This window comes from Dactylosporangium sp. NPDC051087 (assembly GCF_055586325.1).
The window spans coordinates 1-25,241 of the sequence record NZ_JBVJIJ010000046.1 but is presented as its reverse complement, the minus strand read 5'-3'; the positions used below and the strand labels follow the sequence as shown (position 1 = coordinate 25,241).

Here is a 25,241-nt window from a genome sequence, read left to right as displayed (position 1 = left end):
GCTCATCGGGCCTGACCGGCGTGCAGGTCTCGACCGCATGACCGGCCTCATCGCCGGTTATCGCACCCAACGCCGTATCTTGCCGCGGTGACCTACTTCGCGGACCTGACGCACGCGTACTCGCTCTTCGACCACGACACCGTCAGACACGAATGGGGCACGCTGGACTACCGGCCGCGGTACGAGCGGCTCAGCGTCGGCTGGTTGGACGCCTCCCAGCCGTTCGGCACGGGCCCGGTCCCGGTCTGGTTCGCCGACGCGTTGCTCGACATCGTCGGCAACCCGGCCGTCAACGAGACGCGCGGCCTGCACCACTGTGAGTTCTGCCCGTCAGACACGAGTCTCATCGCCGATCCACGGTCGGACGGCGAGTCCTGGCTTGCGTTCCGCGAGATCAGGGTGCCGGCCCGGCCGGGCGTGATGTTCGCGGCGCCGGCGCTGATCTGGCATTACGTCTCCGCTCATGCCTACCGGCCGCCCGCGGAGTTCGTCGAGGCGGTGCAGCGTTATGACGCCGGCTGGGCCACCGAGCCGAGCCCCTGGATCCCGCCCGGCGCGGAGCGCGCGGTCTGGGACCGCACCCCCAGGAACGCCATGCTTCGGTGTGTGAGGTGCGGCCGGAAGTTCGAGTTGCACTACACGCCGGACGAGCCTGGTCGCAGGGCGTTATCGCTGGCCACCCAGCAGCTCAGGGAACAGTGCCCCGACCACGGCAAGGAGTGGGAATTCTGGGACAAGCTCTGATGTGGACGCTGTTCTGTACCCTCGGCCTGCTCATCGTCGTGGTCGTGCTCGCCGCCGGCGTCCAGGACCGCGACGGGGCCAAGACCACCCTGCTGTCCATGCACCTGGCCACGCCGATCCGGTTCGTATTCGCCGACGGCGGCTGCACATCGCCCGCAAATCCGAAGGCCAGCAAGACTTCGCAGTCATCCCGCGCCGCTGGTGCGTCGAGCGGATACCTGGCCCGGCTCACCGCCGCCTCGCCCGCGACCACGAACGCGACCCCGCCACCTCCGAAGCCATGATCCGCTGGGCCGCAATCAACACCATGACCAACCGCTTGTGTCGATGCCGCCGACGTAGCCGGACGTCTCGGCTGCGGCGTTGCTCATCGCACCTGACCGATGTGCCGGTCTCGACCGCATGACCAAACGTCATCGGCTGCTTGTCGCGCTCACCGCCGTATCTTCGCCTCGTGGCCTACTTCGCGGACCTGACGCCGTACGCGTACTCGCACTTCGACGACGACACCGTCAGACTCGAATGGGGCAGGCTGCACTACAGGCCGCGGTATGAGCGGCTCAACGTCGGCTGGCTGGACGCCTCGCAGCCGTTCGGCGCGGGCCCGGTCCCGGACGGGTTCGCCGGCGCATTGCTCGACGTCATCGGCAACCCAACCGTCAATGAGACGCGAGGCCTCCACGATTGCGGGTTCTGCCCGTCTGACGTGAGTGCGATCGCCGATCCGCGGCCGGGCGGCCGGGAATGGCTTGCGTACTGCGAGATCAGGGTGCCGGCCCGGCCGGGCGTGATGTTCGCAGCGCCGGCGCTGATCTGGCATTACGTCTCCGCTCACGCCTACCGGCCGCCCGCGGAGTTCGTCGAAGCGGTGCAGCGTTACGACGCTGGCTGGGCCACCGAGCCAAGCCCTTGGATCCCACCCGACGCAGAGCGCAAGATCTGGAGCCGCACCCCCGTGAACCTGATGATTCCATGTGAGACCTGCGGTCGGAAGTTCGAGTTGCAGGTCACCCCGGTCGGTCCTGAACGCAGGGCACCTTTGCTGGCCAGCCAGCAGCTCATAGAGCAGTGCCCCGACCACGGCAAGGAGTGGGAATTCTGGGACAAGGTCCGATGAGGGTGCAGCGGTGTGCCAACGTGACCTCCGATGTCAGCGGCGGGCCGGCCGGGCGCGCCGGACACGGCGCTGGATTTACCGCTGCCAGGTGTCCGCGGTGGCCTTGGCGTAGTCGGTGAAGTCCCGTGCCGGGCGGCCGAGGACGTGGTGGATGTCGTCGGTGACGTGGGCGTTGCGGCCGTCCAGGACGGTGGTGAACAGGTACATGAGCAGGTCGGCGAGCTCGGGCGGCAGTAGGGCCGCGTAGTCGGCGGCGGGGACCGGGACGAAGGTGATGTCGCGGCCGGTCGCGGCGGCGATCTCGGCGACCGCGTCGGCGAAGGTGAGTAGCCGCGGGCCGGTCAGCTCATACACCTTGCCGTCGTGCCCGTCGGTGGTGAGCGCGGCGACGGCGACGTCGGCGATGTCGTCGGCGTCCACGAACGGCTCGGGGGTGTCGCCGACGGGCAGGGCGACCTCGCCGGCGAGGACCGGCTCGAGCAGGTAGTCCTCGCTGAAGTTCTGGTTGAACCAGCTGCAGCGCAGGATCGTGGTCTCGACGCCGGCGGCCCGCACGATCTGCTCGCTGGCGAGAGCTTCGTCCTCGCCGCGGCCGGAGAGCAGGACGAGCCGGGTGACGCCGGAGCGGACGGCGAGGTCGGTGAAGGCCTGGATGGCGGCGGGTGCGCCGGGGACGGCCAGGTCGGGCTGGAAGGACACGTACACGCCGCGGACGCCGGACAGGACCGGCGCCCACGTTGCCGGGTCGGTCCAGTCGAAGGGCGGCGAGGAGGAACGGGAGACGGCCCGGACCGGGACGCCGCTGTCACGCAGTCGTTGCGCGACGCGGCGTCCCGTCTTGCCGGTGCCGCCGAGGACCAGGATCTCGTGTGTCATGCGCCAATCTCAGCGCGGCGGCCGTGGATGGGCCATGGCCTGGACTCGCGGATCCATGTCCGGGCGTCTACGGGAAGTTGAGCAGGTAGACGTTGTTGGTCGCGGAGTTCGCCGTGCCGCCCGTGTTGTTGATGACGCGGGAGATGGTGCCGACGCCGCCGAGGGAGACGACGGCCATGTTGTGGAACTTGACGCCGGAGATGGCGGGCACCTCGAACGCCCGGGCCGACACGACGGCCGGGTTGGCGTTGAAGAAGCAGTAGCTGCCCAGGCCCCACGCCTCGAAGGTGGTGACGCCGGAGCCGACCTTGATGGCCGGGTAGCCCTGGGTGGAGCCGTTCATCCACGCGGCCTGGTTCGGCGGGTCGTAGGGCATCTCGTTCTGGAAGAAGATGATCCGCCCGTTGGCGCCGTTCCAGACGACCTCGTTCTTCTGGTAGTGCTCGACGAACAGGCCGGTGGCGAGGACGTTGTCGCCGTTGACGATGAGGCCGGTGTCGGCGGTGTTGACGGTCCATCCGACGCCGTTGCCGTGGTCGGCGCGCCACGCCCAGGTGTGGTCGATGATCGTGTTGTTGGTGTTGACGACCAGGCTGTTGGTGGCCTTGCCGCCGACCATGCCGCCGATGCGGAAGAACACGTCCTGGATGGTGGTCGGGTTGCCGGCGTGCGACACCCCGGTCTTGGCCAGGCCGACCTTCAGCAGGGTGTCGCTGTTGGTGGTGCCGGCGTCGAAGAGGATGCCCTTGATCCGGACGCCGTCGACGTCGGCGACGTCCATCGCGTTGACGCCGTTGTCGGGGATGATGGTGGCGTACCCGATGCCGAGGACCACGGTGTTGGCCTTGGTCACGTGCAGCGTCTGGTTGACGTGGTAGACGCCGGGGGTGAAGAAGACGTTGCAGCCGTTGGCGAGCGCGGTGTTGATCGTGGCGGCGGAGTCGCTGGGCTTGGCCACGAAGAACGTGCTCATCGACACCGACGTGCCGGGCGTGGAGCCGCCCGCCCAGGACGGGCCGGACGCGTTGGTGCGCAGCGACGGCAGGAACACCCGGTACTTGCCGGCGCCGTCGATGTACAGGTAGGGCACGTCACGGGAGACCGGGGTGCTGCCGAGCGTGGTGTACCGGGGACCGGCCGCCGGGTTGGTGTTGAAGTTGGTCGCCGGGGCGCCGTTGACGCCGGAGAAGACCATGTTCCAGTTGGAGCCGCTCCACGACCCGATCGTCGAGTCCTTGGTGTACCACTGCTGCTGCGACGCCGACTCGATGTTGCCGTCGATCTTCGAGTCGGAGATGTAGCCGCCGCTGGCCCAGCCGTAGCTGGCCGGGTACACGTTGAGCCCGCCGATCACGTGCATCCGGCGGTAGGGTGCGGCCTGCGCGACGGCCCACCGGTTGGTGCCGCCGAGGGTGTTGACGGACAGGTTCTCCGCGGAGCGCCAGAAGTTCTGCGTGGCGTTGCCGGCGTCGCTGGCGTTGAACGCGTCGACGGTGACCGCGCCGTTGATCCGGGTGTCGTCCGGGTTGAGGCCCAGTCCGGCGATCGAGGTGTTGAAGCCGATGTTGGCGCCCACGCTGTACGGGGTGGCGCTCGGCTTGAACAACAGCGCGTCGCGCCGGGTCTGGAACTGCGCGGTCTGGGTCGACTTCGTCGCCTCGAACACGCTGTTGAGCGAGGCCTGGATGGTGGCGTCGCTGCTGTTGTGGTCGAAGATCTTCACGTTGGGACCGAAGTCCGGGGTCTCGGAGTAGGTCGGGCAGGTCCCGGTCGGCGGCGTGGTGGTGCCGAGCGCGAACTTCTGCGCGCCGGAGCCGTTGCAGTCCCAGATCTGCAGGCGGGTGCCGTTGGCGGTGGCGCCGCTGGGCGAGTCCATGCAGCGGCCGGACTGCGGGTTGCGCAGCGAGCCGTCGGCCTGGGCGACCCACTGCTGGGCGCCGGTGCCGTTGCAGTCCCACAGCTGCAGCTTGATGCCGTTGGCGGTGCCGCCGCTGATGATGTCGAGGCAGCGGCCGATGGCGGTCAGCGCGCTGCCGTTCCACGTGTAGTGCTGGTCGGCGGCGCCGCTCTGGCAGTCCCACAGCTGGACGGCGGCGCCGTTGACGCCGGTGTCGTCGCCGGCGACGTCGACGCACTTGCCGCCGGGTCCGGTGATCGGGTTGCCGACGACGGCGGCGTCTGCCGAGGCCACCGTCAGGCCGAACGCCGCCAGTGCTGTCAACGTTGTCATAGCGAGCGCGCGGTACAGCGTTCTTGGTACGGCTCTCATTGGCCTACCTGCTCTCTGATCATCTGCCGGGCGCGGTCATGGCGGTGAGAGCGCTCTCAGCAATGGCAAAAGTGTTGCGTCGGTCGATTCGGCGTGTCAAGAGGATGTCACGATGAGCAGGTGCCACCTGCCGTGAAGACGACCGACTACCACACCGCCGGCGAGCCGTTCCGGATCGTGGCCGACCCGCCGGTGCCGCTGCCCGGGTTCGTGCTGCGGTGAGCGCGCCGCCGGTCCTCGACGCCGCCGCCGTGGCCGCCGCGTGCGGTCCCGCCGACGCGGTCGCGGCGATCACCGACGCCCTGGCCGGCGGGCTCGACCCGGCTGCGGACCCGCCCCGGCAGGCGGTGCCCCTGCGGGCGGGTGAGTTCCTGCTCATGCCGTCGGAGGCGACGGGGACCTATGCGGGGATCAAGGTCGCCACCGTCGCGCCCGGCAACCCCGGGCGTGGGCTGCCCCGGGTGCAGGCGTCGTACCTGCTGTTCGACGCGGCGACCCTCGCCCTCGTCGCGGTCCTCGACGGCACGGCCCTCACCACCCTGCGCACGCCCGCGGTGTCGGTCGCCGCCGTGCTGCCGAGGCTGCGGGCGGCGCGGGAGCCGCTGCGCGTGGCCGTGTTCGGCGCCGGTCCGCAGGCGTTCGCGCACGTCGCCACCCTCACCGCCGTCCTGCCCGTGGCGAAGGTGACACACCTGACGCGCTCCTCGGGCGGCGGCGACGGCCCGCATCCCCGCGACGTCCTCGGCGAGGCCGACGTGGTGGTGTGCGCGACCACGGCCCGTACGCCCGTCTTCGACGCCGGCCTGATCCGCGACACGGCCGTCGTCATCGCCGTCGGCTCCCACGAGCCGGCCGCGCGTGAGGTGCCGGCCGGGTTGTGCGCCCGCGCCACGGTCGTCGTCGAGGACGTCGCCACCGCGCTGCGGGAGGCCGGCGACGTCTGCCTGGCGATCGACGAGGGTGCGCTGCGGCGCGACGACCTGGTGCCGATGCGGGACGTCGTGACCGGCGCCGTCGAGCCCGACCCGGGCCGGCCGCTGCTGTTCAAGAGCGTCGGCATGGCCTGGCAGGACCTCGTCACCGCCGGGGCGGTCATGTCGGGTTGGCGGCGCGCCCCTCGGTGACCAGCACGACCACCGTGGCGCCCGCGGCCGGCGGATGCGCGCGCAGCGCCGCGAGGGGTGCCGCGCCGCACGGGCCGGCGTCGACACCATGGGCGCTCAGGTCCCGCATCGCCTCGGCGGCCCGCTCGTCGTCGACCGTCGCGCACGCGTCGAGGCCGCGGCTGATGTACGGCCACGCCAGCGACGACACGGTGCCGCAGTTGAGCCCGGCCATGCTGGTCGTGCCGGTGGCGACGGTGACCGGGCGCCCGGCGGCGACGCTCGCGTGGACACACGCGGCGGACTCCGGCTCGACGCTGAGCACGCTCGTGACGGTCCCGGCGGACCCGGCGGCGGTGCGGTAGTGGGTGAGGGCGGCCTGCAGCAGCGACCCGACCCCGGCCGGCACCACGACCAGATCGGGCCGGGCGGGCAGCTGCTCGTCGAGCTCGTGGAACAGGGTGCCGTAGCCGTCGACGATCCACCCCGGCACGTCCTCGTAGCCGTCCCACGCCATGTCCTGGACCAGCACCCGGTCAGCGGCTGATCCGGCCGCGGATCCGGCCGCCGCGGCGACGGCGGCGTCGTAGTCGCCCGGCACGTGGGTGACGTCGGCGCCCTCGTCGCGGATCGCCCGGACCGCCGCCGGGTGCACCCCGTCGGGCACGAAGATCGCCGCCCGGTGGCCGAGCCGCCGGGCGAACCGGGCCACGGCCCGCCCGTGGTTGCCGTCCGTGGCCGTGACGACCGTGACCCGGTCCGGGCGGCCGCGCAGCGCCCGGTGGACCGCCCAGGACGCGCCGAGCGCCTTGAACGCCGGCAGCCCCAGCCGCGTCGACTCGTCCTTCGCGTACAGCGCGCCGGCGCCGACCTCGCCGGCGAGGGCGGGCAGTGCGACGAGCGGGGTGGGGGCGTACCCGGGCAGCGACCGGTGGAAGTCCAGCGCGGCGGCGTCGGCGGGCGGGCAGGTCCACGCCGGGTCGCGCAGCGGGTTCGGCAGGCTCATGCGGCCGGCGCCGAGCGGGCGAGGTTGACGTAGAACCCGACGCCGGTGGCCAGGACGTCGTCGTTGAAGTCGTAGTCCGCGCTGTGCAGCGACGTCGCGTCCGCACCGGTCCCGAGCAGCGCGAAGCAGCCGGGGACCGCCCGCGCGAGCGCGCCGAAGTCCTCGCTCGCCGTCCACTGCGGGGTGTCGGCGTCGACGAGGTCCCCGGCGACGGTCGACCGGGCGGCGGCCAGGGCGGCGGCGACGGCGGCGGGGTCGTTCACGGTCGGCTCGAACTCGTGCGTGTAGGTCACCTCGCACGTCGCGTCGTGCGCGGCGCTGATCCCGGCCGCCAGCTGCCGGATACGCCGCTCCAGCAGGGCTCGTACCGCCGGGGTGAAGCCGCGCGTGTCGCCCCGGATCACCGCCTCCGACGGGACCGCGTTGCGCGCGCCGTCGGTGGTGATCTCGGTGCACGACACGACGGCCGGGTCGGCCGGGCCGTCCATACCGGCTCCTTCGGGGTGGGTCACAGGTCGCGGGTGTAGTGGCGGATCGGCTCGCCGTGCTCGTCGGTGTTCGTGCGGCCGGACAGGACCCAGCCGAGGCCCGTGTACAGCTGGTGCGCCCGCGCGTTGGTCACCTGCGTCCACAGCTGGGCGCGGGTGTAGCCGAGGTGGCGGGCCTCGGTCTGGGCGCGGGTCATGACGGTGGCGCCGAGGCGCTGACCCCAGCGGTCCGGGTCGACGGCGACCATCGTGACGTGGGCGACGCCGGGCAGCGGGTCGGTGCTCGCGCCGTCCTGGGCGAGCGCCCGCACGACCAGCGCCATCGCGACCGGTCCGCTGTCCGCGGCCTCGGCGACGACGAGGAACGCGCCGGGGGTGCCCAGCAGGCGGCGGACCCTGGACTCGGCGACGGCCCGGCCGACGCCCTCGGCGACGCCGGTCGCCGGACCGTCCTGCGCCGCGCCGTCGCCCTGGACGGAGCCGTCGTCCAGGGCCGAACGGTCCATGACGGGCGTGCCGTCGTCGAGGGCCGAACGGTCGGTCGAGGCGGCGCCGTCGTCGAGGGCCGAACGGTCGACCGAGGCGGCGGCGGGGTCGCCCCCGTGCGCCGCCGCGCGGCGGGCCAGGTCGGCGGCCGCCCACAGCCGGGCGGCGGCGGTGACGTCCGCCGTGTCCCCGACGCGTGTTGTCAGCATCCGCCCACGCTACCGGCGCCGGAGGTCCGCCGCGGTGAGCGCCGCGTCCAGCAGCCGTGCCTGCGCGGGGACGGCGGGGTCGAGGCCGGTCATCGTGGTGATGCGGTGCAGCCGGTAGTCGAGGGTGTTGCGGTGGATGTGCAGGTCCAGGGCGGTCTGCCGGCGGTTGTGGCCGTGCTCGACGAACGAGCGCAGCGTCTGCAGCAGATACGGGTGCGCCAGCAGCGGGTCGAGCTTGGCGGCGAGCCGGTCCAGGCCCGGGCCCGGACGGGACAGCTGGTACTCCACGAGGACGTCGTCGAAGTGGTACAGGCCCGAGGTGTGCCCGATGCGGGCGACGAGGTCCAGCACGTCGCGGGCCTCCACGGCCGCCGCGGGGATGCCCGCGGGCGAGGCGGCCGGCGCGGCGGTCGCCAGGACCGGCGTGGACAGCGCCTCCCGCAGGTCCGCGACGAGCGCCGCCGCGGCGACGCCGTCGGGGAGCAGGACGACGCCGTCGACGTGGTCGACCAGGACGGGGGTGCCGGCGTGCGCGTCGAGAGCGACCTGCACCAGCCGGTCCGGCGGGCGGGCCGCGAAGCGCAGCAGCAGCACGGTGTGCCGGTGCCCGACCTCGATCCTGGCGTCCTGGGCGAGGGCCTGGAACGGGTGGCCGTGCAGGAGCGCGGCGAGCAGTTCACGGCGGGCGCGGGCCGACTCGCCGCGCAGGTCCTCCTGGGCCTGCAGGTGCGCGACGACGACGGCGGGCATCATCCCGGCCAGCCCGTCCAGCAGCAGCGCACCGGCGGCCGGGAGGTCTTCGGGGTCGGCGTCGGCGGTCACCGCCCGCCACCAGGTCTTCGCGCCGATGAGGTACGCCGCGAGCGCCGCCTCGAGGGGGACGTGGTCGCGGGCGCGGCGGGCCGACAGCTCCACGACCCACGTGAGGTCGCCGGGGCGCAGCGGCCCCCGGTCGCGGAGCATCCTCAGCAGGAGGCCCAAGACGGTGCTGACCGACTCGCGGACCGGCCCGTCCAGGGCCTCGGCCGGCAGGCCACGGTAGAACGGCACGTCGGTGGCACATCCGGCGACGATCTCGGCGGTGATGCCGTCGAGCCGGGCGGCCAGTCGATCATGCAGGTCCGGCATCCCGGCATCGTCACATCGCCCAAACCCGCGCGTCAATCATTGCCGCATGTGCGCACAGACAACCGCCACCCGCCGGCGCGACGATGCAGGGACCGCCGAAGCACCGCGCCGGCCCCGCCAGGCGCCGCGGTGCCCCCCCGAAGCAACGAGGAGGCACGATGTCTCACCGTTCCCGTCTCGCCGCGCTGCTGTGCGCCGCCGCGCTGCTGGTCCCCGCCCGACCGGCCGCCGCGGCCGTCGCGGAGCCGTGGGAGGCGCCCGGCCCGTACGCCACCGCCGTGCAGATCGGTGCCGTCAACACCCTGTACTACCCGCGCGACATCGCCACCAGCCCCGGCCGGCACCCGGTGATCGTGTGGGGCAACGGCACGGGCGCCGCCCCGCTCGTCTACCGCGACCTGCTGCTGTACTGGGCGAGCCACGGCTTCATCGTCTCGGCCGCGAACACGCCCGCCTCCAACCTCGGCATCTCGATGCGGCTGGGCATCGACGCCCTCGCCCAGGCCGACACCGACCCGGGCAGCGTCTTCCACGGCAAGGTCGACCTCGCCCACATCGGCGCGTCCGGGCACTCGCAGGGCGGCGCCGCGGCGATCGTCGTCGGGGCCGACCCGCGCATCGACGCGATCCTGCCGATCCAGCCGGGTCCGCTGGCCGACATCGACGACGTGCACGTGCCGGCGCTGCTGCTCGCCGGGCAGTACGACAGCATCGTCTTCCCGTTCCTGGTGAAGGCGTTCTACAACGACGCGACCCACATCCCGGCGATCTACGCTGAGGTCAGGGGCGCCGACCACTTCACCGTCGTCGGTGACCCGGGGCCGTTCGCGGCGCCGACGACCGCCTGGTTCCGGTTCCAGCTCATGGGTGACACCGCCGCCCGCGCCGAGTTCTACGGTGCGTCCTGCGGCATCTGCACGGACACCCGCACGTGGTCCGACGTGCGCCGCAACGCCCTCGTGCCGAAGTCCTGAAAGGAAGCACCAGTGGACAGCGTTCAGATTCCCACCCCGGACGGCCCGCTGCACGCCCTGCGGTCCGGTGACGGCACCGGGCCGGTCGTGCTCGCCGCCCACGGCATCACCGCGTCGGCGATGTCGTTCGCGGCGGTCGCCCGGGCCCTGCCCGCCGGTTGGACGCTGCTCGCGCTGGACCTGCGCGGCCGGGGACGCAGCAACGGCCTCCCCGGCCCGTGGGGCATGGACCGGCACGCCGAGGACCTCGCCGCCGCCGCGCGGCAGGTCGGCCGGCCGGTCGTGCTCGCCGGGCAGTCGATGGGCGCGTACGCCGCGCTGCGGGCCGCCGCGCGCGAGCCCGGCCTGTACACCAGACTCGTCCTCATCGACGGCGGCCTTCCGCTGCCCGTCCCGGCCGGCGCCGACCCCGACGCGCTGCTGGAGGCGACCCTCGGCCCGGCGATCACCCGGCTGCGGACGACGTTCCCGACCGAGGACGCCTACGTCGACGTGTTCCGCCACCATCCCGCGCTCGCCGCGGACTGGAGCGACGACCTCGAGGCGTACGCCCGCTACGACGCGACCGGCGAACCCGGCGAGATCCGGTCCCGGGTCGACCCGGACGCCGTCGCCGCCGACGGCCGCGACCTCATCGTCGGCGCCGCCGCGTCCGGCGACGACCTGCGCGGCCTGCGGCTGCCGGCGGACCTGCTGTACGCGCCGCGCGGGATGTTCGGCCAGGAACCGGGCATGATGCCGCGGCCGCTCGTGGAGCACTGGACGGCGCAGACCGCGCTGCGTGCCGAGCTGGTTCCGGACTGCAACCACTACACGATCCTCACCGACCCGGCCGCCGCGGCCACGATCGTGCGGGTCCTCACAAGCTGACCGCTGCCTCTACACTCCTCGCGATGACCGCCGCCGCACGGGGAGACAGCATGTCGTTCGGGCTCACCCGCAGGTCCGCGATCCTCGCGGCAGTGACCGGGGCGACCGCGGTCGCCGTCCCCGGCCTGGTGCCGGGGCAGCGGAAGGCACACGCGTCGCTGCCCGGCAGCCGGGGAGCGATCACGTTCCTGCGCGGCACTCAGGTCTGGATCGCCGACGCCGACGGCAACGGCGCGCGGCTGCTCGTCGAGAACGCGGGTTACGGCCCCGGCAGCTGGTCGCCGGACGGCAGCCGGTTCGTCTACTCGACCGGCCACGCGATCGAGTCGGTGCGCCAGGACGGCAGCGACCGGGTCGTCGTGTATCAGCGCGCCACCGGCAACGTCACCGGGCCCGCGTTCACCCCCGACGGCGGGTACGTCATCTTCAGCGACAGCGGGAAGCTGTACGTCACGGCGGCCGGGACCGACCACGGCACGGTCGACGCTCTGGTGTACAGCGACCCCGGCGGTTCCTTCGCCGAGCAGGCCACCGTCTCCGTCGACGGCACGGTCGCGTTCCAGCGGGACTATGCCCTCGACGGCGTGATCCGCCGGGTCGACGGCGTCGGCACCGCCACGACGATCATCACCGGCGGCGCGGGGGAGCCGGACTTCTCCCCGGACGGCACGAAGCTCGCATTCACCCGCGTGACCGGCGGCGACGGCGCCCCGATCGTCCAGCAGGTGTGGATGGCCGACGCGGACGGCACCGACCAGGTCCAGCTGACGACGGTGTCCAACGCCGGCTTCTCCAACGGCAACCCCACCTGGACCGCGGACGGCGGCGCCGTCGTGTTCACCAGCCGCGCGGGTGCCAACCGCACCCTCAAGCGGATCGACGTCGCCACGAGGCAGATCGACCCGCTGGCCGACAACGCGTCCGACGCGACCTGCCAGCCGGTCAACGCCAACCACGTCGAGCGGGTCTGGGGCGCCACCGCGCTCGGCACCGCCGTGGCGACGTCCCGCTACAACTGGGCCGACCACGGCGTCGACGACGGCGTCCGGGCGCAGGCGAAGGCGGTCGTGCTGTCCCGCGACGACACGTATCTCGACGCGCTCGGCGGCTCCGCCCTGGCGGTGGCGAAGCAGGGTCCGCTGCTGATCACGCCCACCGGGAAGCTGCACGCCGACATCCAGGCGGAGATCCAGCGGATCCTCGGCGGCACCGGCACCGTGTACCTCCTCGGTGGCACCGTCGCGCTGTCCGCGAACGTGGAGACGAAGCTCAGGTCGCTTGGCTACTCCGTCGTGCGCCTGTGGGGCCAGGACGAGTTCGCGACGGCGGTCGCCGTCGCGAAGGCGATCACCGCCGAACCGTCCGCGATCATCCTGGCGACGTCCCTGAAGTACTACGACGCGCTCGCGGCGGGTGCCGCCGCGGGCGCGAACCCGGGCACCGTCGTCGTGCTCACCGCCGGTGAGGCCATGCCCGCGGCGTCGGCCGCCTATCTCGACGCGGTCGACCCGGACCGGGTCGCGATCATCGCGGTCGGCGGGCCGGCCGTGCGGGCGCTGGGCAACGCCGTGCTGCCGTCGTGGCCCGACGACGCGGAGTTCTATCCGGTGTTCGGCGCGACGGAGTTCGAGACCGCGGTCGCCGTCGCCGACTTCTTCTTCACCGGCCCGCGCACCGCCGCCGTCGCCACGGCGACGACCTGGTTCGACGCGCTCACCGGCGGGGCGATGATCGGCGCCAACGGCGGCCCGCTGCTGCTGTCCACGCCGGGCACGCTGAGCGAGCCGACCCGCGAGTACCTCTCCCGCAACGCCGGCACCGTCACCTACGGGGTGCTGCTCGGCGGCCCCCTCGCGCTGAAGGACGCGCTCATCACGCCGCTCGGCAACGCGATCTCGGTGCCCGGCCAGTACGACGTCTCCCAGTACACCGAGACCTTCACCGTCCCGACGACGCTGCGCCGCTCCGCCCGGCACCAACGGGCCACCGCCCCGGGCCGCACCGGCGGCATCCCCGGCACGAAGGGCCCCTCCACCGCACGCTGAACCGCCGTTACACTCCTCGCCGTGATCACCGCGCCGGTGGTCACGGCGACCACGGGGAGACAGCATGTCGTTCGGGCTCACACGCAGATCCGCGATTCTCGCGGCGGTCACCGGGGCGACCGCCGCCGCGGTCCCCGGGCTCGTGCCGGGGCAGCGGAAGGCGCACGCGTCGCTGCCGGGCAGCGGAGGGTCGATCACGTTCCGCCGCGACTTCCAGATCTTCATCGCCAACGCCGACGGCACCGGCGAGCGGACCCTCGTCGGCTACGCGCCGCAGTCGCGAGGATCCGGCGAGTGGTCGCCTGACGGCAGCCGGTTCGTGTTCTCCTCAGGCTCGGCCATCGAGTCGATGCGCCAGGACGGCAGCGACCGGGAGGTGCTCGCCGGACCGTCGACCGGCACCCTGCAGGAGCCGACCTACACCCCCGACGGCGCGTTCGTGATCTTCAGCGACTGGTTCCGGCTGCGCATCGCCCCGGCCGGCGGTGGCGGCGGCGAAGAGGGCGAGATCCTGTTCGGCGGCCCGTCCGACACGCACAGGAGCGAGCCCGCCGTCTCCGTCACCGGCACGGTCGTGTTCCAGGAGGGCCAGGGCGAGCAGAGCGTCATCCGGCGGCTCGAGAGCAACGGCGCCGCCACCACGATCATCACCGGCGGCGTGTGGGAGCCGGACTTCTCCCCGGACGGCACGAAGCTCGCCTACAGCCGCTCCACCGGCGGCATGGACGGCGTCCCGCGCGTCGTGCAGATCTGGATGGCCAACGCCGACGGGTCCGGCAAGGTGCAGCTGACGACCGAGGCCACCGCCGGCGACACCAACACCAACCCCACCTGGACGACCGACGGCACCGCCGTCCTGTTCAGCTGCCGGGTCAACGACGTGCCGCACGTCAAGCGGATCGACGTCGCCACGAAGAAGATCACCACGATCGTCGTGAACGGCTACCAGGCGACCTGCCAGCCGGTCAACAACAACACCGTCGAGCGGGTCTGGGGCGCCACCGCACTCGGCACCGCCGTGGCGACGTCCCGCTACAACTGGGCCGACCACGGCGTCGACGACGGGTTCCGGGCGCCGGCGGAGGCGGTCGTGCTGTCCCGCGACGACGTGTACTTCGACGCACTCGGCGGGTCCGCGCTCGCCGTCGGTAAGCAGGGCCCGCTGCTGATCACGCCGCCCGGGAAGCTGCACGCCGACACCCAGGCCGAGATGCAGCGGATCCTCGGCGGGTCCGGGACCGTGTACCTGCTCGGCGGCACCGTCGCGCTGTCGGCCAAGGTCGAGTCGCAGGTGCGGGACCTCGGTTACACAGTCGTTCGGCTGTGGGGCCAGGACGAGTACGCGACCGCCGTCGCCGTGGCGAAGGCGATCACCACCAAGCCGTCCGCGGTGATCCTGGCGACGTCGCTGAAGTACTACGACGCCCTGGCCGCCGGTGCCGCCGCCGGGGCGAACCCGGGCACCGTCGTGGTCCTCACCGCCGGCGACACGATGCCCGCGGCGACCGCCGCGTACCTCAACGGCCTCGACCCCGAGGCCGTCGCGATGATCGCCGTCGGCGGTCCGGCCGTCCGGGCACTGGAGAACGCCGGGGCGCGCAACCAGCTGCCGTCGTGGCCCGACGGTGCGGAGTACTACCCGGTCTTCGGCGCGACCGAGTTCGAGACCGCGGTCGCCGTGGCCGAGTTCTTCTTCACCGGCCCGCGGACCGCGGCCGTCGCCACCGCCACGACGTGGTTCGACGCGCTCACCGGCGGGGCGATGATCGGTGCCAACGGCGGTCCGCTGCTGCTGTCGGCGCCGGGCACGCTGAGCGAGCCGACCCGCGCGTACTTCTCCCGCAACGCCGGCAGCATCACCTACGGCGTCCTGCTCGGCGGCCCCCTCGCGTTGAAGGACAGCCTCATCGGGCCGCTCGGCAACGCGATCTCCGTGCCCGGCGCGGTCGGCTACGAGCAGTACACCGAGACCTTCACCGTCCCGAGGACGCTGCGCCGCTCCACCACCCAGCACCGGCGCGCCGCCACCACCGGGACGCCCGGCACCATCCCCGGCACCGAGGGCCGCGCCGCCAGCCTCTGAACGGCAGGGCTCTGAACGGCAGGGCGCTGAACGGTCAGATGGTGTGGCCGCCGTTGACGGTGACCCGCTCGCCGGTGACGAAGGCGGCCTCGTCCGACAGCAGCCAGCGGACCGCCCCGGCGACGTCGCCGGGGCGGCCCGTGCGGCCCAGCGGCACCTCGGCGGCGTAGGCGTGCACCGCTGACGCGGGGACGTCGGCGTGCCGTTCGACGGGGACCCAGCCGGGAGCGACGACGTTGACGGTGATGCCGTGCGGGCCGAGCTCCCGCGCCCACGTGCGGGCCAGGCCGACCTGGGCGGCCTTCGCGGCGACGTACGCCGACCAGCCCGGCAGTGCCCGGTCGACCATGTCGGAGCCGACCAGCACGACCCGCCCGCGGCCGGCGGCGCGCATCGCGGGCAGCGCCGCCCGGACCAGCAGCGTCGGGCTCTTCACGAAGAACAGCAGCTGGCCGAGGTGGTCGTCCCAGGTGAGGTCCTCGACGGCGACCTCGGGCTGCGGGCCGGTGGCGTTGGCGACGATCGCGGTGACCGGGCCGAGCTCCCCGGTGACCGCCGCGGCGAGCGCCGGCACGGCGGCCTCGTCGGTGACGTCGGCCTCGAACGCGGCGGCGGTGCCGCCCGCGGCGCGGATGCCGTCGACGACCTCGCGGGCCGCGCCGGCGCCGCTGCGGTAGTTGACGGCCACGGCCCAGCCGTCCGCGGCCAGGGTCCGCGCGATCGCCGCGCCCAGCCCGCGGGACGCGCCTGTCACCAGTACCACACCTGCCGCCGCCACCGCGTGAACCTACACCTCGGCGGTGAGCTCGGCGAGGGTGGCGTTGGTGGCGCGGACGGCGGACAGGTAGGCCAGGGCCATCTCGGCGGTGTCGACGGTGGGCCGGTCCGGCAGCGCGCCGGCGGGCGGCATCTCCGAGGACGGGGTCATGTACGCCCGGGCGGTGGCCAGCACGTCGCCGAGCGGCCCGGTGCCGGTGGTGAGCGCCTCGACGAGCAGGTCGTCCAGCGGCAGGTCGTGCAGCATGCGGTCGGCGGGCTCGTCGAAGAGGTCCGCGAGCGCGGACAGCAGGCCGCCGATGTAGGCGACGTCGGCGGGGACACCCGCGGACGCGGCGAGGAACTGGCAGAACCTGGCCCGCACGAGGACGTCGCTGAGCTGCTCGGGGTCGGACTCGGTGAGGTCGGTGACGAGCATCAGCGTCACCCACTGGCGGATACGGTTGAGGCCGAGGACGACGACGGTGTCGCGGATCGACGAGACGGTGCGGTTGAGGCCGAGGGCGGCGGAGTTGGTGGCGCGCAGCAGCCGCAGGGTCAGCGCCGCGTCCTGGCCGACGAGGCCGGCGATCTCGTCGATGTCGGCGTCGTCGGCGCTGAGGGCCTGCAGCATCCGCAGCCGGGTCAGCCGGGTGGGTGCGAGCGCGACGGTGGAGTTGACGTGCGGGCGGCCGAGGATGTCGCCCTGGAAGAGGTCGAAGCCGATGGCGAACGCGAGCCGCAGCGCCTCCGGGGTCTCCAGCCGCTCCGCGACCAGGCGGAGGTGGCCGTGCCGGCGGCACTCGGCGACGGTGGCGCGGACCTCGGGTTCGGAGGCGTGCAGCAGGTCGATCTTCACGTAGGTGGCGAGGGGCAGCAGCGGCTCGTGACCGCCGCCGAGCGTGAAGTCGTCCAGGGCGATCGTGTACCCCTGCTCGACCAGGGCCGTGACGCCGGCGATGACCTCGTCGTCGACGGTGGTCGTCTCCAGGATCTCCAAGACGGCCTGGGTGCCGTCGAACGGCAGCGGCAGGGCACCGGTGAGGAAGTCCCTGGTCAGGTTGACGAAGCAGTCCCGGTCGCCGGACAGCTCCCGCAGCCCGAACTCGGTGAACGCCGCGACCAGCACGCGGGCGGTGGCGTAGGAGTCGCTGCGGTCGGCGCCGGTGGCGGTCGCCCTGGCCCGGAACAGCAGCTCGTCGGCGACGACGACACCGTTGCGGTCGTAGATCGGCTGCCGGGCGACGTGCACGACGTGATCGCTGCCAGGTGCCTCCGCTTGCTCCTTCACCAGGCCATGATCGCCCGAAAACCGGGCCGAATGGTGCGGAATGGCATATATGCCCTCGCCGGTGCTGGGTTGTGGCCAAGGTACGGTGGAGGCCGGACGGGCCGACCTGGGAGGGGCGGGTGCGCATGCCGGACGCCCTGACCCACGACGCCTTCTTCTACGGCACCGACGACCGCTTCACCGACGTGCTCACGCCGTTCGTCCGGGACGGGCTGGGCCGCGGGCACGCCGTCGCCGCCGCCGTCACCGACGCCAACGCGGACCTGCTGCGCGACGCGCTCGGCCCCGACGCCGCCGCGGTGACGTTCCTCGACCGCGACGCCTGGTATCGGCGGCCCGCGAGCTCCATCGCCGGCGTGCGGCGGTTCCTGGACGACGCGGCCGGCAGCGGGCACGACCAGGTCCGGATCATCGGCGAGGTCGTCTTCGGCCCGCCGGCGCGGCACGCGACCTGGGCGCGCTACGAGTCGGCGCTCAACGCGGTGCTCGCCGACGCGCCCGCCTGGCTCGTCTGCCCGTATGACACGCGGGTGCTGCCGCGCGCGGTGCTCAACGCCGCCCGCACCACCCATCCCGGCGGCGAGGCGTATCGTCCACCGGCGGAGTTCCTCGACGCGGTGCCGGAGCCGGTCCCGCCGGTCGACGGCCCGCCCGCCGCCGCGACGGTCCTCACCGACAACGCCGCCGACGCCCGTCATCTGGTCCGCGGGGTCGCCGACGCGCACGGCTGGGCCGGCACCGACCGGCTCGACGAGCTGCTGCTGGTCACCAGCGAGATCGCGGCCAACGCCGTGCTGTATGGCGGCGCCCGCCGCGAGCTGCTCGTCTGGGTCACCGCCGAGGGGCTGGTCTGCGAGGTCGGCGACGACGGCCCGGGCCCCACCGACCCGCTCGCCGGCTACCGGCCGCCGGACGAGTGGCTGCTCGGCGGCCGCGGCATGTGGATCGCGCAGCAGCTGTCGGACGCGTTCGCCGTCAGCCACCACGACGGCTGGACCCGCGTGCGCTACACCCTCGCCCACCCGGGCGCGCCCGCGCCCGGATAGGTGACGGCGCGGGAAACGACCGGCGAAATCCCGCGTGAGCACGTCCGCGGCGGTGATGAGGCGGGCCCGCGGGGTAACGGTCCACGCGTGACCGAAACCACTGTGGTTCTCGTCCTGGTGATCGTCACGGCGCTCGGGTTCGACTTCACGAACGGGTTCCACGACACCGCCAACGCGATGGCGACCTCCATCGCCACCCATGCGCTGCGGCCGAAGGCCGCCGTGCTCCTCTCCGGCATCCTCAACCTGGTGGGTGCGTTCCTGTCCGTCGAGGTCGCACTGACCGTCAGCAACGCCGTCGTGAAGATCCAGAACTCGAACGGCACCCCGAAGCCCGGCCTCGTCGCCGACGGTGGTGCGGCGCTGCTCCTGATCGTCCTCGCGGGTCTGGTCGGCGGCATCGTGTGGAACCTGCTGACCTGGCTGCTCGGCCTGCCGTCGAGCTCCACGCACGCCCTGTTCGGCGGGCTCATCGGCGCCTCGGTCGCCGGGCTCGGCTGGGCGGGCGTCAACTGGAGCGGAGACGGCAGCAAGCTCGACGGCGTGCTCGGCAAGGTGATCCTGCCGGCGGTCATGTCACCGGTGATCGCGGGCGTCGTAGCGGCCACCGGCACCTGGCTGATCTACCGGATCACGGCCGGCGTCGCGAAACGCTTCACCGACAACGGCTTCCGCTGGGGCCAGATCGGCAGCGCCTCCCTGGTCTCGCTCGCCCACGGCACCAACGACGCGCAGAAGACCATGGGGGTCATCACCCTGGCGCTGATCGCGACAGGCGACTGGACCGACACGAAGAACATCCCGTTCTGGGTCAAGGCCGCCTGCGCGGTGTCGATCGCGCTCGGCACCTACCTGGGCGGCTGGCGGATCATCCGGACCCTCGGCAAGGGCCTCGTCGAGATCTCCCCGCCGCAGGGGCTCGCCGCCGAGTCCTCCTCCGCGGCGGTGATCCTGACCTCCAGTCACCTGGGCTTCGCGCTGTCCACGACGCACGTGGTGACCGGCTCGATCGTCGGCAGCGGCATCGGCCGCCCCGGCGCCCTGGTCCGCTGGGCCGTCGCCGGGCGCATGCTCGCCGCGTGGTTGATCACGCTGCCGGCCGCCGCGGTCGTCGGCGCGCTCATGTGGTGGATCGGCGACGGCATCGGCGGGCTGGCCGGCGCGGTCGTCATCTTCGTCCTGCTGGTCGCGGCGGCCGCGTTCATGTACCTGCGCTCGCGCAAGGCGCCGGTCGACCACACCAACGTCAACGACGACTGGGACGCCCGGCGCGAGCTCGCCGGCGCGGACCACTGAGAGGCGGCGGGATGCACAACCTCGGACTCGCGCTCGGGGCCGCCTGGAAGGTCCTGCTGGCGGGGCTGATCATCGGCGCCGGACTGCCGGCCCTCTTCGCGCTCGGCGTCAGGTCCCTCGCGTACGGCGGCGGCGACGGCGACTCGAAGGGCCGCCCGATCGGCACCGCCGGCGGCTATCTCTGCTTCGCGATCGTGCTGCTGGGCGTCGTGCTCGGCATCGCGTTCATCGTCGCGTCGGGCTTCGGCAAGGTCATCAGCTTCGAGCACGTCTACCCGACGATCCGCGACAAGTGACCGACACGTGAGGAGGCCTCGTGGGTGAGCTCCGCTCCAACTTCCTGACCCGCACCGTGGAGTGGCTGCGGGCCGGCTACCCGTCCGGTGTGCCCCGTCAGGACTACGTGGCGCTGCTCGGGCTGCTGCGCCGCACGCTGACCGACGACGAGATCCACAAGATCGCGCAGGGGCTCGCCGACCAGTCGCAGCGCACCGCCGACCCGATCAGCACCGCCGACATCGAGAACATGATCAACGACGCGGTGCTGCAGACGGCGTCCGCCGAGGACGTCACCCGCGTGTCGGCCCGCCTGGCCGCCGGCGGCTGGCCACTGGCCGATCCACCGGCCGACTGAGCGCGTTCACCTGCCGGATCGGCACGCGTCGTAGCTTCGGCGGATGCGACGACTTCTGCTGATCACCGCGGCCGCGGTGCCGCTGCTCCTGGCGCCCGCGGCCGCCCAGGCGGCACCCTCGAAGGCGGCCACGAAGGCAGCCACGACACGGGTCACCGCCGTCGTGGAGACCCCGCCCCTGTACGACGACGAGGCCGGCGGCGACGCCGACGCCGACGACCCGGCCATCTGGGTCAACGAGCGCGACCGCGGCGCCAGCCGGGTCATCGCCACCGCCAAGAACGGCGGCCTTCGCGTGTACGACCTCGCGGGCCGCGAACGGCAGGCGATCGCCACCGGGCCGGACGGCCGCTTCAACAACGTCGACCTGGTCCTGGGCTTCCGGCTCGGCGGCCGCACCGTGGACCTGGCCGTCGTCACCGACCGGGGCCGCGACCAGCTGCGCTTCTACCGCATCGACCCCGGCACCGGCCTGCTCACCGACGTGACCGCGGCGGGCGTGCCGTTCGCGTTCAGCGCCGACCAGGCGGAGGTCGAGGACCAGCGCACCGCCTACGGCCTGGCCACGTACCGGGACTTCGACGGCACCGACTACGCCGTGGTCAGCCGCCGCAGCACCAGCGACGTCGGGTTGTTCGAGCTCGCCGCCGCCGGGGACAAGGTCACCTACCGGCGGGCGGACCGGCTGACCCTGCCGTCGACGTTCCGGCTGCCGAACGGCACGTCGTGGTCGCCGTGCGCGGACCCCGGCGACGGACCCCAGGTCGAGGGCAGCGTCGTGGACCCGGCGACCCGGGTCGCGTACCTGGCGCAGGAGACCGTCGGGCTGTGGCGGATCCCGGTGTGGGGCGGCCGCTTCCACGGCGCGCCGCAGTCCGTGGAACGCACCCGCGAGTTCGGCGTCCCGGCCCGCTTCGACGAGGCCGAGGACGACTGCGTCGTCGACTACGCCGCCGACCCCGGCTACGGCGGTCGCATCGCCGCGGACGTCGAGGGTCTCACGATCCTGCGCACCGGCCCGGTCACCGGCACCCTGATCGTGTCCAGCCAGGGCGACGACACGTTCTACACCTACGACCGGCTGACGCTGCGCCCCACCGGCCACTTCGCGGTCGTCGACGGCGCCCGCGCCGACGGCTCCCAGGCGTGCGACGGCGCGGCCGTGACCGCCACCGCGCTGCCCGGCTTCCCGAACGGCCTGCTGGTCGTGCACGACGGGGAGAACACCCCGGTCGCCGGGGACCGGGAGAGCACCAACTTCAAGTTCGTCGACGCCGGCTTCCTGCGCCGCTTGCGGTGACGCGTTTGCCGCAGGGGTGCGCGGGCACCCCTGCGGCATGGAGGATCCCGTCACGTCCGTGACCGTCTGCGAGGACGGGCCGCTGCTGCTGCGCGGCCCGTTCACGCTGCTCACCCAGGACGGCGAGGCCGTCGACCCGGGCCGGGCCACCGTCGCGCTGTGCCGCTGCGGGCGGTCGGCGATCAAACCGTTCTGCGACGGCACCCACAAGGTCGTCGGCTTTCACGCCCCCAGCGCACCCAGCGCCGCCGTGGGCACCCGGCCGGCCAGCGACGACTGACCGGCCGCCCAGGCGTCCAGGACGTGGGCGGCGAAGCGGCCGTCGAGCGCGAGCGCGGCGGCCGCCCCGAACAGCACCGTCGCCGCCTCCTGCGGGTACTGCGCGCAGAACCCTCCGCAGAGGTCGTGCGCGGCGATCTGCTCGTGCACGGCGTCGGCCTCGACGTGCTCGTCGTAGAAGCGGGTCGCGGTCGCGTTGCCGCCGAGGCGGCGCAGCCCGTCGCCGTAGCGGCGGTTCGGCAGCGACGACGTCATCTCGAACACGGCGAGGTGGCCGAGCGCCGCCCCGCGCAGCCGCCGGTGCAGCCCGAACAGCGACATGAGGTTGTTCGTCGCGAGCGTGACCGCCGGGACGTCGTCCAGGTACGCGCCGTAGGTGTCGTCGAGGTCCAGCTCCCGCATCGTGGCGCGGAACAGCTCCGCGTGCATGCGTTCGGTGCGCCCGCCGCCGTACTCGTCGGCCTGGATCTCGACCAGCGCCGCCTTCGGCGGCCCGGCCAGGCGGGGGATCGCCCAGGTGTGCGGGTCCGCCTCCCGCAGGTGGTAGATCGAGCGGTGCGTCACGAACTCGCGGAACTGCCCGATGCTCGCCCGCGCCTTCAGGAACTTCGACAGCGACGGCGAGTCGTCCGCGGCGACCAGTTCCGCGAGTGCGTGCGGCACATCCAGGTGCGGCCGCGGCGCCGGTACGGCCACCGCCGCGCGCAACGCGTCCTCGAAGCGTTCCTCGGCGGCCCGGCGCAGCGCCAGCAGCGACGGCTGCCACTCCCAGCGGTCGTCGACCCCGTCGAACCCGCGGTAGTGCAGCTCGTAGCAGATGTGCAGGCTGAGCTGCAGGTCCTCCTCGGTGTCCGGGCCGGCGCCGGCGGGCAGGTCGCGTGGCGGACCGGCGAGCGCGTCGATCAGCATCTCGGAGCCGGGTCCGCGGGGGCTGGGCAGTCGCATGGCCGTCGTGTTCCCCCGCAAGAGCTGGTTAAGCAGGAACTTTGAGGGGAAAGGGGGCGGCATGTCCTCTGCCACCGGCACGCCGGTCTATGCTGACGCGGCCCTGCGGCGGCTCGGCGAAGCGCTGCGGGAAACCGGATACCGGTTCACTCCCGTCACTCCCGCCACCCACGAGCGGGTCGGCCGCCGCCCCGGCAGCGTCCGGGCCCGGTCCCTGCGCGACGTGCTCGGCTGGAGCCGCCCCTTCGGCCCCGGCGTGCTCTCCGACGGGCTGGTGGCACTGCTGGACGAGGCCGGTGTCCTGGACCGCGACGGCGACACCTGGCGCAGCCGGGTCCGCTGCTCCAGCTACGACGGCGCGCTGTTCTTCCACTCCGCGTTCCCGGCCGCCCAGCCCGACGCCGTGTTCTTCGGCCCGGACACGCTGCGCACCTGCGACGCCGTCGCCGCGCACCTGCGGAGCCTGCCGGCGCCGCCGCGGCGGGCCGTGGACATCGGCTGCGGCAGCGGCGCGGTCGCGGTCACCGTCGCGCGGCACGCGCCGGACGCCGAGGTCGTCGCCGTCGACATCAACCCGGAGGCGCTGCGGCTCACCGCCGTCAACGCGGGGCTGGCCGGCGTGCCCGTCACCGCCGTGCACAGCGACCTGCTCAGCGGCGTGGACGGGCAGTTCGACCTCATCGTGTCCAACCCGCCGTTCATGATCGACCCGCAGCGGCGGCGGTACCGTGACGGCGGCGGCGAACACGGCCACGACCTGCCGCTCGCCGTGCTCGACACCGCGCTGCGCCGGCTGTCGGCAGGTGGCTCCCTGGTGCTGTTCAGCGGCACCGGCATCGTCGACGGGCACGACCCGCTGCTCGCCGCGGCCGCCGCCCGGCTCGACGGCACCAACCTGCGCTGGACGTATCGCGAGGTCGACCCCGACGTGTACGGCGAGAACCTCGACGACGCCTACGCCCACGCCGAACGGATCGCCGTGTGCGTCCTCGTCGCGGAGAGGACCCGCTGATGTCGCTGACCGCAGGTCTCACCGACCTCGCCGACCTCGCCGGCGGCATCGCCGGGCAGCCGCTGACCGTCGGGGTCGAGGAGGAGTTCCTGCTGCTGGACCCCGGCACGTGGGGCAACGCGCCGGCCGCCGACGCCGCCCGGGAAGCGCTTGCCGGGCCGGCCCGCGAGCAGACCAGGGTCGAGTTCCGCCGCAGCATGATGGAGATGGTCACGCCGGTCTGCACGACACTGCCCGAGCTGCGCCGGCGCCTCGCCGCGAACCGGGCCGCCGCGGGCGCCGCCGCGCGGGCCGCCGGGGCCCGGCTGGTCGCCGTCGCCGCGACCCCGGTCGCCGAGCCCGACCTCAGCGTCGAGGACACGCCGCGCTTCCACGCGATCGCCCGGCACTACGGTCCGATCGCCCACGACCCCGCCCTGTGCGGCTGCCACGTCCACGTCGGCGTCCCCGACCCGGAGGTCGCCGTGCAGGTCTGCAACCACCTGCGGCCGTGGCTTCCGGTGCTGCAGGCGATGACCGCGAACTCGCCGTTCCACGCCGGCGCGGACACCTGCCACGCCAGCTGGCGCAGCATCCAGCTGGACCGGTGGCCGAGCCTCGGACCGGCGCCCTATCTGACGTCCGTGGCGCACTACGAGCGCACCGTCGCCGAGCTCGTCGGCAGCGGCACCATGCTCGACGACACGATGGTGCTGTGGTGGGTGCGGCCGTCGCGGCGGTACCCGACGGTGGAGGTCCGCGTCACCGACGTGTGCCCGACCGCGGGCGACGCCGTCCTGCTCGCCGGCCTCACCCGTGCGCTCGTCGGCACCGTCCTGGCCGACATCGCCGCCGGCCGCCCCGCCACCCGCCCGCCGGAGCACCTGCTGCGCGCCGCCCACTGGAGCGCCGCCCATCAGGGCCTCGGCGGCACCCTCATGGACCTGCGCGCCCGGCGCGCGGTGCCCGCCTGGGACATGGTCGACCTGCTCGTCTCCACCGTCGGCCCGGCCCTGCACCGCCACGGCGACGAGGCCGTCGTCGCCGCGGAGCTGTCCCGCCTGCGCGCCGAGGGCACCGGCGCCGACCGCCAGCGCCGCGCCGGCTCCCTCCCCGCCGCGATGGACCTGCTCGCCGAGGCCACCACCGCATAGCGAAGGGGCCGGCCCCGTAAGGCCGGCCCCTGCTGCTTCAACGGATCAGTGCCTATCCGGTGAAGGTCGCGGTGATCTGGGTGAACTGCCAGTTGTTCTGGGCGATGCCGCTGCAGTTGGAGACGACGCCGCCGCCGGGGCAGGGGCGGTC

Annotated in this window: 25 protein-coding genes; 16 read left to right on the top strand and 9 right to left on the bottom strand. The window is 73.3% G+C overall.

Going from position 1 to position 25,241, the window contains the following annotated elements:
* The first annotated feature begins 87 nt into the window (after positions 1–87).
* From ACZ6TV_RS50385 to ACZ6TV_RS50375, 3 genes are all read left to right on the top strand, one after another.
* Positions 88–744 carry a DUF7919 family protein gene (locus ACZ6TV_RS50385; protein ID WP_465307986.1) on the top strand — a complete coding sequence of 219 codons (657 nt, stop codon included), beginning with the start codon at positions 88–90 and terminating at the stop codon, positions 742–744.
* Entirely contained in the window at positions 744–1,028 is a 285-nt protein-coding gene (locus ACZ6TV_RS50380) for a hypothetical protein (protein WP_465307984.1), read from the top strand. Before ACZ6TV_RS50385 ends, ACZ6TV_RS50380 begins: the two co-directional genes overlap by 1 nt.
* 170 nt (positions 1,029–1,198) lie before the next feature.
* Positions 1,199–1,861, top strand: coding sequence for a DUF7919 family protein (locus ACZ6TV_RS50375; RefSeq protein ID WP_465307982.1), 663 nt, complete (start codon positions 1,199–1,201; stop codon positions 1,859–1,861).
* Positions 1,862–1,936: 75 nt separating this feature from the next.
* On the opposite strand, the gene ACZ6TV_RS50370 is transcribed toward ACZ6TV_RS50375, so the two are convergent.
* Positions 1,937–2,737, bottom strand: a complete 801-nt coding sequence (locus ACZ6TV_RS50370; protein ID WP_465307980.1) for an NAD(P)H-binding protein — start codon at positions 2,735–2,737, stop codon at positions 1,937–1,939.
* 67 nt (positions 2,738–2,804) lie between these two features.
* The gene (locus ACZ6TV_RS50365; protein ID WP_465307978.1) at positions 2,805–4,967 is read right to left on the bottom strand and encodes a ricin-type beta-trefoil lectin domain protein; all 2,163 of its coding nucleotides are present in this window, start codon (positions 4,965–4,967) and stop codon (positions 2,805–2,807) included.
* Positions 4,968–5,224: 257 nt separating this feature from the next.
* Here ACZ6TV_RS50365 and ACZ6TV_RS50360 point away from each other — a divergent pair, with 257 nt between their 5' ends.
* Complete coding sequence (locus tag ACZ6TV_RS50360) at positions 5,225–6,130, top strand: ornithine cyclodeaminase family protein (RefSeq protein WP_465307977.1); 906 nt, start codon at positions 5,225–5,227, stop codon at positions 6,128–6,130.
* Here ACZ6TV_RS50360 and ACZ6TV_RS50355 read toward each other — a convergent pair.
* The 4 genes from ACZ6TV_RS50355 to ACZ6TV_RS50340 are packed head-to-tail and all read right to left on the bottom strand — an operon-like array spanning position 6,099 to position 9,426.
* Complete coding sequence (locus ACZ6TV_RS50355; protein WP_465307975.1) at positions 6,099–7,115, bottom strand: pyridoxal-phosphate dependent enzyme; 1,017 nt, start codon at positions 7,113–7,115, stop codon at positions 6,099–6,101. The genes ACZ6TV_RS50360 and ACZ6TV_RS50355 overlap by 32 nt on opposite strands.
* Complete coding sequence (locus ACZ6TV_RS50350) at positions 7,112–7,603, bottom strand: M20/M25/M40 family metallo-hydrolase (RefSeq protein WP_465307973.1); 492 nt, start codon at positions 7,601–7,603, stop codon at positions 7,112–7,114. The genes ACZ6TV_RS50355 and ACZ6TV_RS50350 overlap by 4 nt, the downstream gene beginning before the upstream one ends.
* 20 nt (positions 7,604–7,623) lie before the next feature.
* Positions 7,624–8,298 carry a GNAT family N-acetyltransferase gene (locus ACZ6TV_RS50345; RefSeq protein WP_465307971.1) on the bottom strand — a complete coding sequence of 225 codons (675 nt, stop codon included), beginning with the start codon at positions 8,296–8,298 and terminating at the stop codon, positions 7,624–7,626.
* A 9-nt stretch (positions 8,299–8,307) separates the two neighbouring features.
* On the bottom strand, positions 8,308–9,426 hold the full coding sequence (locus ACZ6TV_RS50340) for a PucR family transcriptional regulator (RefSeq protein ID WP_465307969.1): 1,119 nt from the start codon (positions 9,424–9,426) through the stop codon (positions 8,308–8,310).
* A gap of 158 nt (positions 9,427–9,584) precedes the next feature.
* Here ACZ6TV_RS50340 and ACZ6TV_RS50335 point away from each other — a divergent pair, with 158 nt between their 5' ends.
* The 4 genes from ACZ6TV_RS50335 (at position 9,585) to ACZ6TV_RS50320 (ending at position 15,398) form a co-directional block, all read left to right on the top strand.
* Complete coding sequence (locus ACZ6TV_RS50335; RefSeq protein ID WP_465307967.1) at positions 9,585–10,400, top strand: alpha/beta hydrolase family protein; 816 nt, start codon at positions 9,585–9,587, stop codon at positions 10,398–10,400.
* A 12-nt stretch (positions 10,401–10,412) separates the two neighbouring features.
* Positions 10,413–11,270 (top strand): alpha/beta hydrolase, encoded by an 858-nt coding sequence (locus ACZ6TV_RS50330; RefSeq protein ID WP_465307965.1) that lies wholly within the window; start codon positions 10,413–10,415, stop codon positions 11,268–11,270.
* A gap of 23 nt (positions 11,271–11,293) precedes the next feature.
* Positions 11,294–13,315: a cell wall-binding repeat-containing protein gene (locus ACZ6TV_RS50325; RefSeq protein WP_465307963.1), complete on the top strand. Its 2,022-nt coding sequence runs from the start codon at positions 11,294–11,296 to the stop codon at positions 13,313–13,315.
* A 64-nt stretch (positions 13,316–13,379) separates the two neighbouring features.
* On the top strand, positions 13,380–15,398 hold the full coding sequence (locus ACZ6TV_RS50320) for a cell wall-binding repeat-containing protein (RefSeq protein WP_465307961.1): 2,019 nt from the start codon (positions 13,380–13,382) through the stop codon (positions 15,396–15,398).
* Between the two features lie 34 nt (positions 15,399–15,432).
* On the opposite strand, the gene ACZ6TV_RS50315 is transcribed toward ACZ6TV_RS50320, so the two are convergent.
* A complete protein-coding gene (locus ACZ6TV_RS50315; protein ID WP_465307959.1) occupies positions 15,433–16,152 on the bottom strand; it encodes an SDR family oxidoreductase in 720 nt (239 codons plus the stop codon).
* Between the two features lie 33 nt (positions 16,153–16,185).
* Positions 16,186–17,445, bottom strand: a complete 1,260-nt coding sequence (locus tag ACZ6TV_RS50310) for an EAL and HDOD domain-containing protein (protein WP_465307957.1) — start codon at positions 17,443–17,445, stop codon at positions 16,186–16,188.
* Between the two features lie 125 nt (positions 17,446–17,570).
* Between ACZ6TV_RS50310 and ACZ6TV_RS50305 the strand changes: the two genes are divergently transcribed.
* From ACZ6TV_RS50305 to ACZ6TV_RS50280, 6 genes are all read left to right on the top strand, one after another.
* Positions 17,571–18,491: an anti-sigma factor RsbA family regulatory protein gene (locus tag ACZ6TV_RS50305; protein ID WP_465308023.1), complete on the top strand. Its 921-nt coding sequence runs from the start codon at positions 17,571–17,573 to the stop codon at positions 18,489–18,491.
* Positions 18,492–18,578: 87 nt separating this feature from the next.
* Entirely contained in the window at positions 18,579–19,787 is a 1,209-nt protein-coding gene (locus ACZ6TV_RS50300; protein WP_465307955.1) for an inorganic phosphate transporter, read from the top strand.
* 11 nt (positions 19,788–19,798) lie between these two features.
* The gene (locus ACZ6TV_RS50295) at positions 19,799–20,083 is read left to right on the top strand and encodes a hypothetical protein (RefSeq protein ID WP_465307953.1); all 285 of its coding nucleotides are present in this window, start codon (positions 19,799–19,801) and stop codon (positions 20,081–20,083) included.
* A gap of 20 nt (positions 20,084–20,103) precedes the next feature.
* Positions 20,104–20,421, top strand: coding sequence for a DUF3349 domain-containing protein (locus ACZ6TV_RS50290; RefSeq protein ID WP_465307951.1), 318 nt, complete (start codon positions 20,104–20,106; stop codon positions 20,419–20,421).
* A gap of 43 nt (positions 20,422–20,464) precedes the next feature.
* Positions 20,465–21,721: a phytase gene (locus ACZ6TV_RS50285; protein WP_465307949.1), complete on the top strand. Its 1,257-nt coding sequence runs from the start codon at positions 20,465–20,467 to the stop codon at positions 21,719–21,721.
* A 37-nt stretch (positions 21,722–21,758) separates the two neighbouring features.
* Positions 21,759–22,001 (top strand): CDGSH iron-sulfur domain-containing protein, encoded by a 243-nt coding sequence (locus ACZ6TV_RS50280; protein WP_465307947.1) that lies wholly within the window; start codon positions 21,759–21,761, stop codon positions 21,999–22,001.
* Here ACZ6TV_RS50280 and ACZ6TV_RS50275 read toward each other — a convergent pair.
* Positions 21,944–22,945, bottom strand: a complete 1,002-nt coding sequence (locus ACZ6TV_RS50275; protein ID WP_465307945.1) for an iron-containing redox enzyme family protein — start codon at positions 22,943–22,945, stop codon at positions 21,944–21,946. The genes ACZ6TV_RS50280 and ACZ6TV_RS50275 overlap by 58 nt on opposite strands.
* Positions 22,946–23,006: 61 nt before the next feature.
* Between ACZ6TV_RS50275 and ACZ6TV_RS50270 the strand changes: the two genes are divergently transcribed.
* Positions 23,007–23,957, top strand: a complete 951-nt coding sequence (locus ACZ6TV_RS50270; protein WP_465307943.1) for a methyltransferase — start codon at positions 23,007–23,009, stop codon at positions 23,955–23,957.
* Entirely contained in the window at positions 23,957–25,090 is a 1,134-nt protein-coding gene (locus ACZ6TV_RS50265) for a carboxylate-amine ligase (RefSeq protein WP_465307941.1), read from the top strand. Before ACZ6TV_RS50270 ends, ACZ6TV_RS50265 begins: the two co-directional genes overlap by 1 nt.
* Positions 25,091–25,241: the final 151 nt, after the last annotated feature.

What these genes read in the sequence shown, in the direction of transcription:
- ACZ6TV_RS50380 (WP_465307984.1), top strand. Translation starts at nt 744, where the DNA reads ATGTGGACGCTGTTCTGTACCCTCGGCCTGCTCATCGTCGTGGTCGTG.
- ACZ6TV_RS50370 (WP_465307980.1), bottom strand. Translation starts at nt 2,737, where the DNA reads ATGACACACGAGATCCTGGTCCTCGGCGGCACCGGCAAGACGGGACGC.
- ACZ6TV_RS50365 (WP_465307978.1), bottom strand. Translation starts at nt 4,967, where the DNA reads ATGACAACGTTGACAGCACTGGCGGCGTTCGGCCTGACGGTGGCCTCG.
- ACZ6TV_RS50355 (WP_465307975.1), bottom strand. Translation starts at nt 7,115, where the DNA reads ATGAGCCTGCCGAACCCGCTGCGCGACCCGGCGTGGACCTGCCCGCCC.
- ACZ6TV_RS50350 (WP_465307973.1), bottom strand. Translation starts at nt 7,603, where the DNA reads ATGGACGGCCCGGCCGACCCGGCCGTCGTGTCGTGCACCGAGATCACC.
- ACZ6TV_RS50345 (WP_465307971.1), bottom strand. Translation starts at nt 8,298, where the DNA reads ATGCTGACAACACGCGTCGGGGACACGGCGGACGTCACCGCCGCCGCC.
- ACZ6TV_RS50340 (WP_465307969.1), bottom strand. Translation starts at nt 9,426, where the DNA reads ATGCCGGACCTGCATGATCGACTGGCCGCCCGGCTCGACGGCATCACC.
- ACZ6TV_RS50335 (WP_465307967.1), top strand. Translation starts at nt 9,585, where the DNA reads ATGTCTCACCGTTCCCGTCTCGCCGCGCTGCTGTGCGCCGCCGCGCTG.
- ACZ6TV_RS50325 (WP_465307963.1), top strand. Translation starts at nt 11,294, where the DNA reads ATGACCGCCGCCGCACGGGGAGACAGCATGTCGTTCGGGCTCACCCGC.
- ACZ6TV_RS50320 (WP_465307961.1), top strand. Translation starts at nt 13,380, where the DNA reads ATGTCGTTCGGGCTCACACGCAGATCCGCGATTCTCGCGGCGGTCACC.
- ACZ6TV_RS50305 (WP_465308023.1), top strand. Translation starts at nt 17,571, where the DNA reads ATGCCGGACGCCCTGACCCACGACGCCTTCTTCTACGGCACCGACGAC.
- ACZ6TV_RS50295 (WP_465307953.1), top strand. Translation starts at nt 19,799, where the DNA reads ATGCACAACCTCGGACTCGCGCTCGGGGCCGCCTGGAAGGTCCTGCTG.
- ACZ6TV_RS50285 (WP_465307949.1), top strand. Translation starts at nt 20,465, where the DNA reads ATGCGACGACTTCTGCTGATCACCGCGGCCGCGGTGCCGCTGCTCCTG.
- ACZ6TV_RS50280 (WP_465307947.1), top strand. Translation starts at nt 21,759, where the DNA reads ATGGAGGATCCCGTCACGTCCGTGACCGTCTGCGAGGACGGGCCGCTG.
- ACZ6TV_RS50275 (WP_465307945.1), bottom strand. Translation starts at nt 22,945, where the DNA reads ATGCGACTGCCCAGCCCCCGCGGACCCGGCTCCGAGATGCTGATCGAC.
- ACZ6TV_RS50270 (WP_465307943.1), top strand. Translation starts at nt 23,007, where the DNA reads ATGTCCTCTGCCACCGGCACGCCGGTCTATGCTGACGCGGCCCTGCGG.
- ACZ6TV_RS50265 (WP_465307941.1), top strand. Translation starts at nt 23,957, where the DNA reads ATGTCGCTGACCGCAGGTCTCACCGACCTCGCCGACCTCGCCGGCGGC.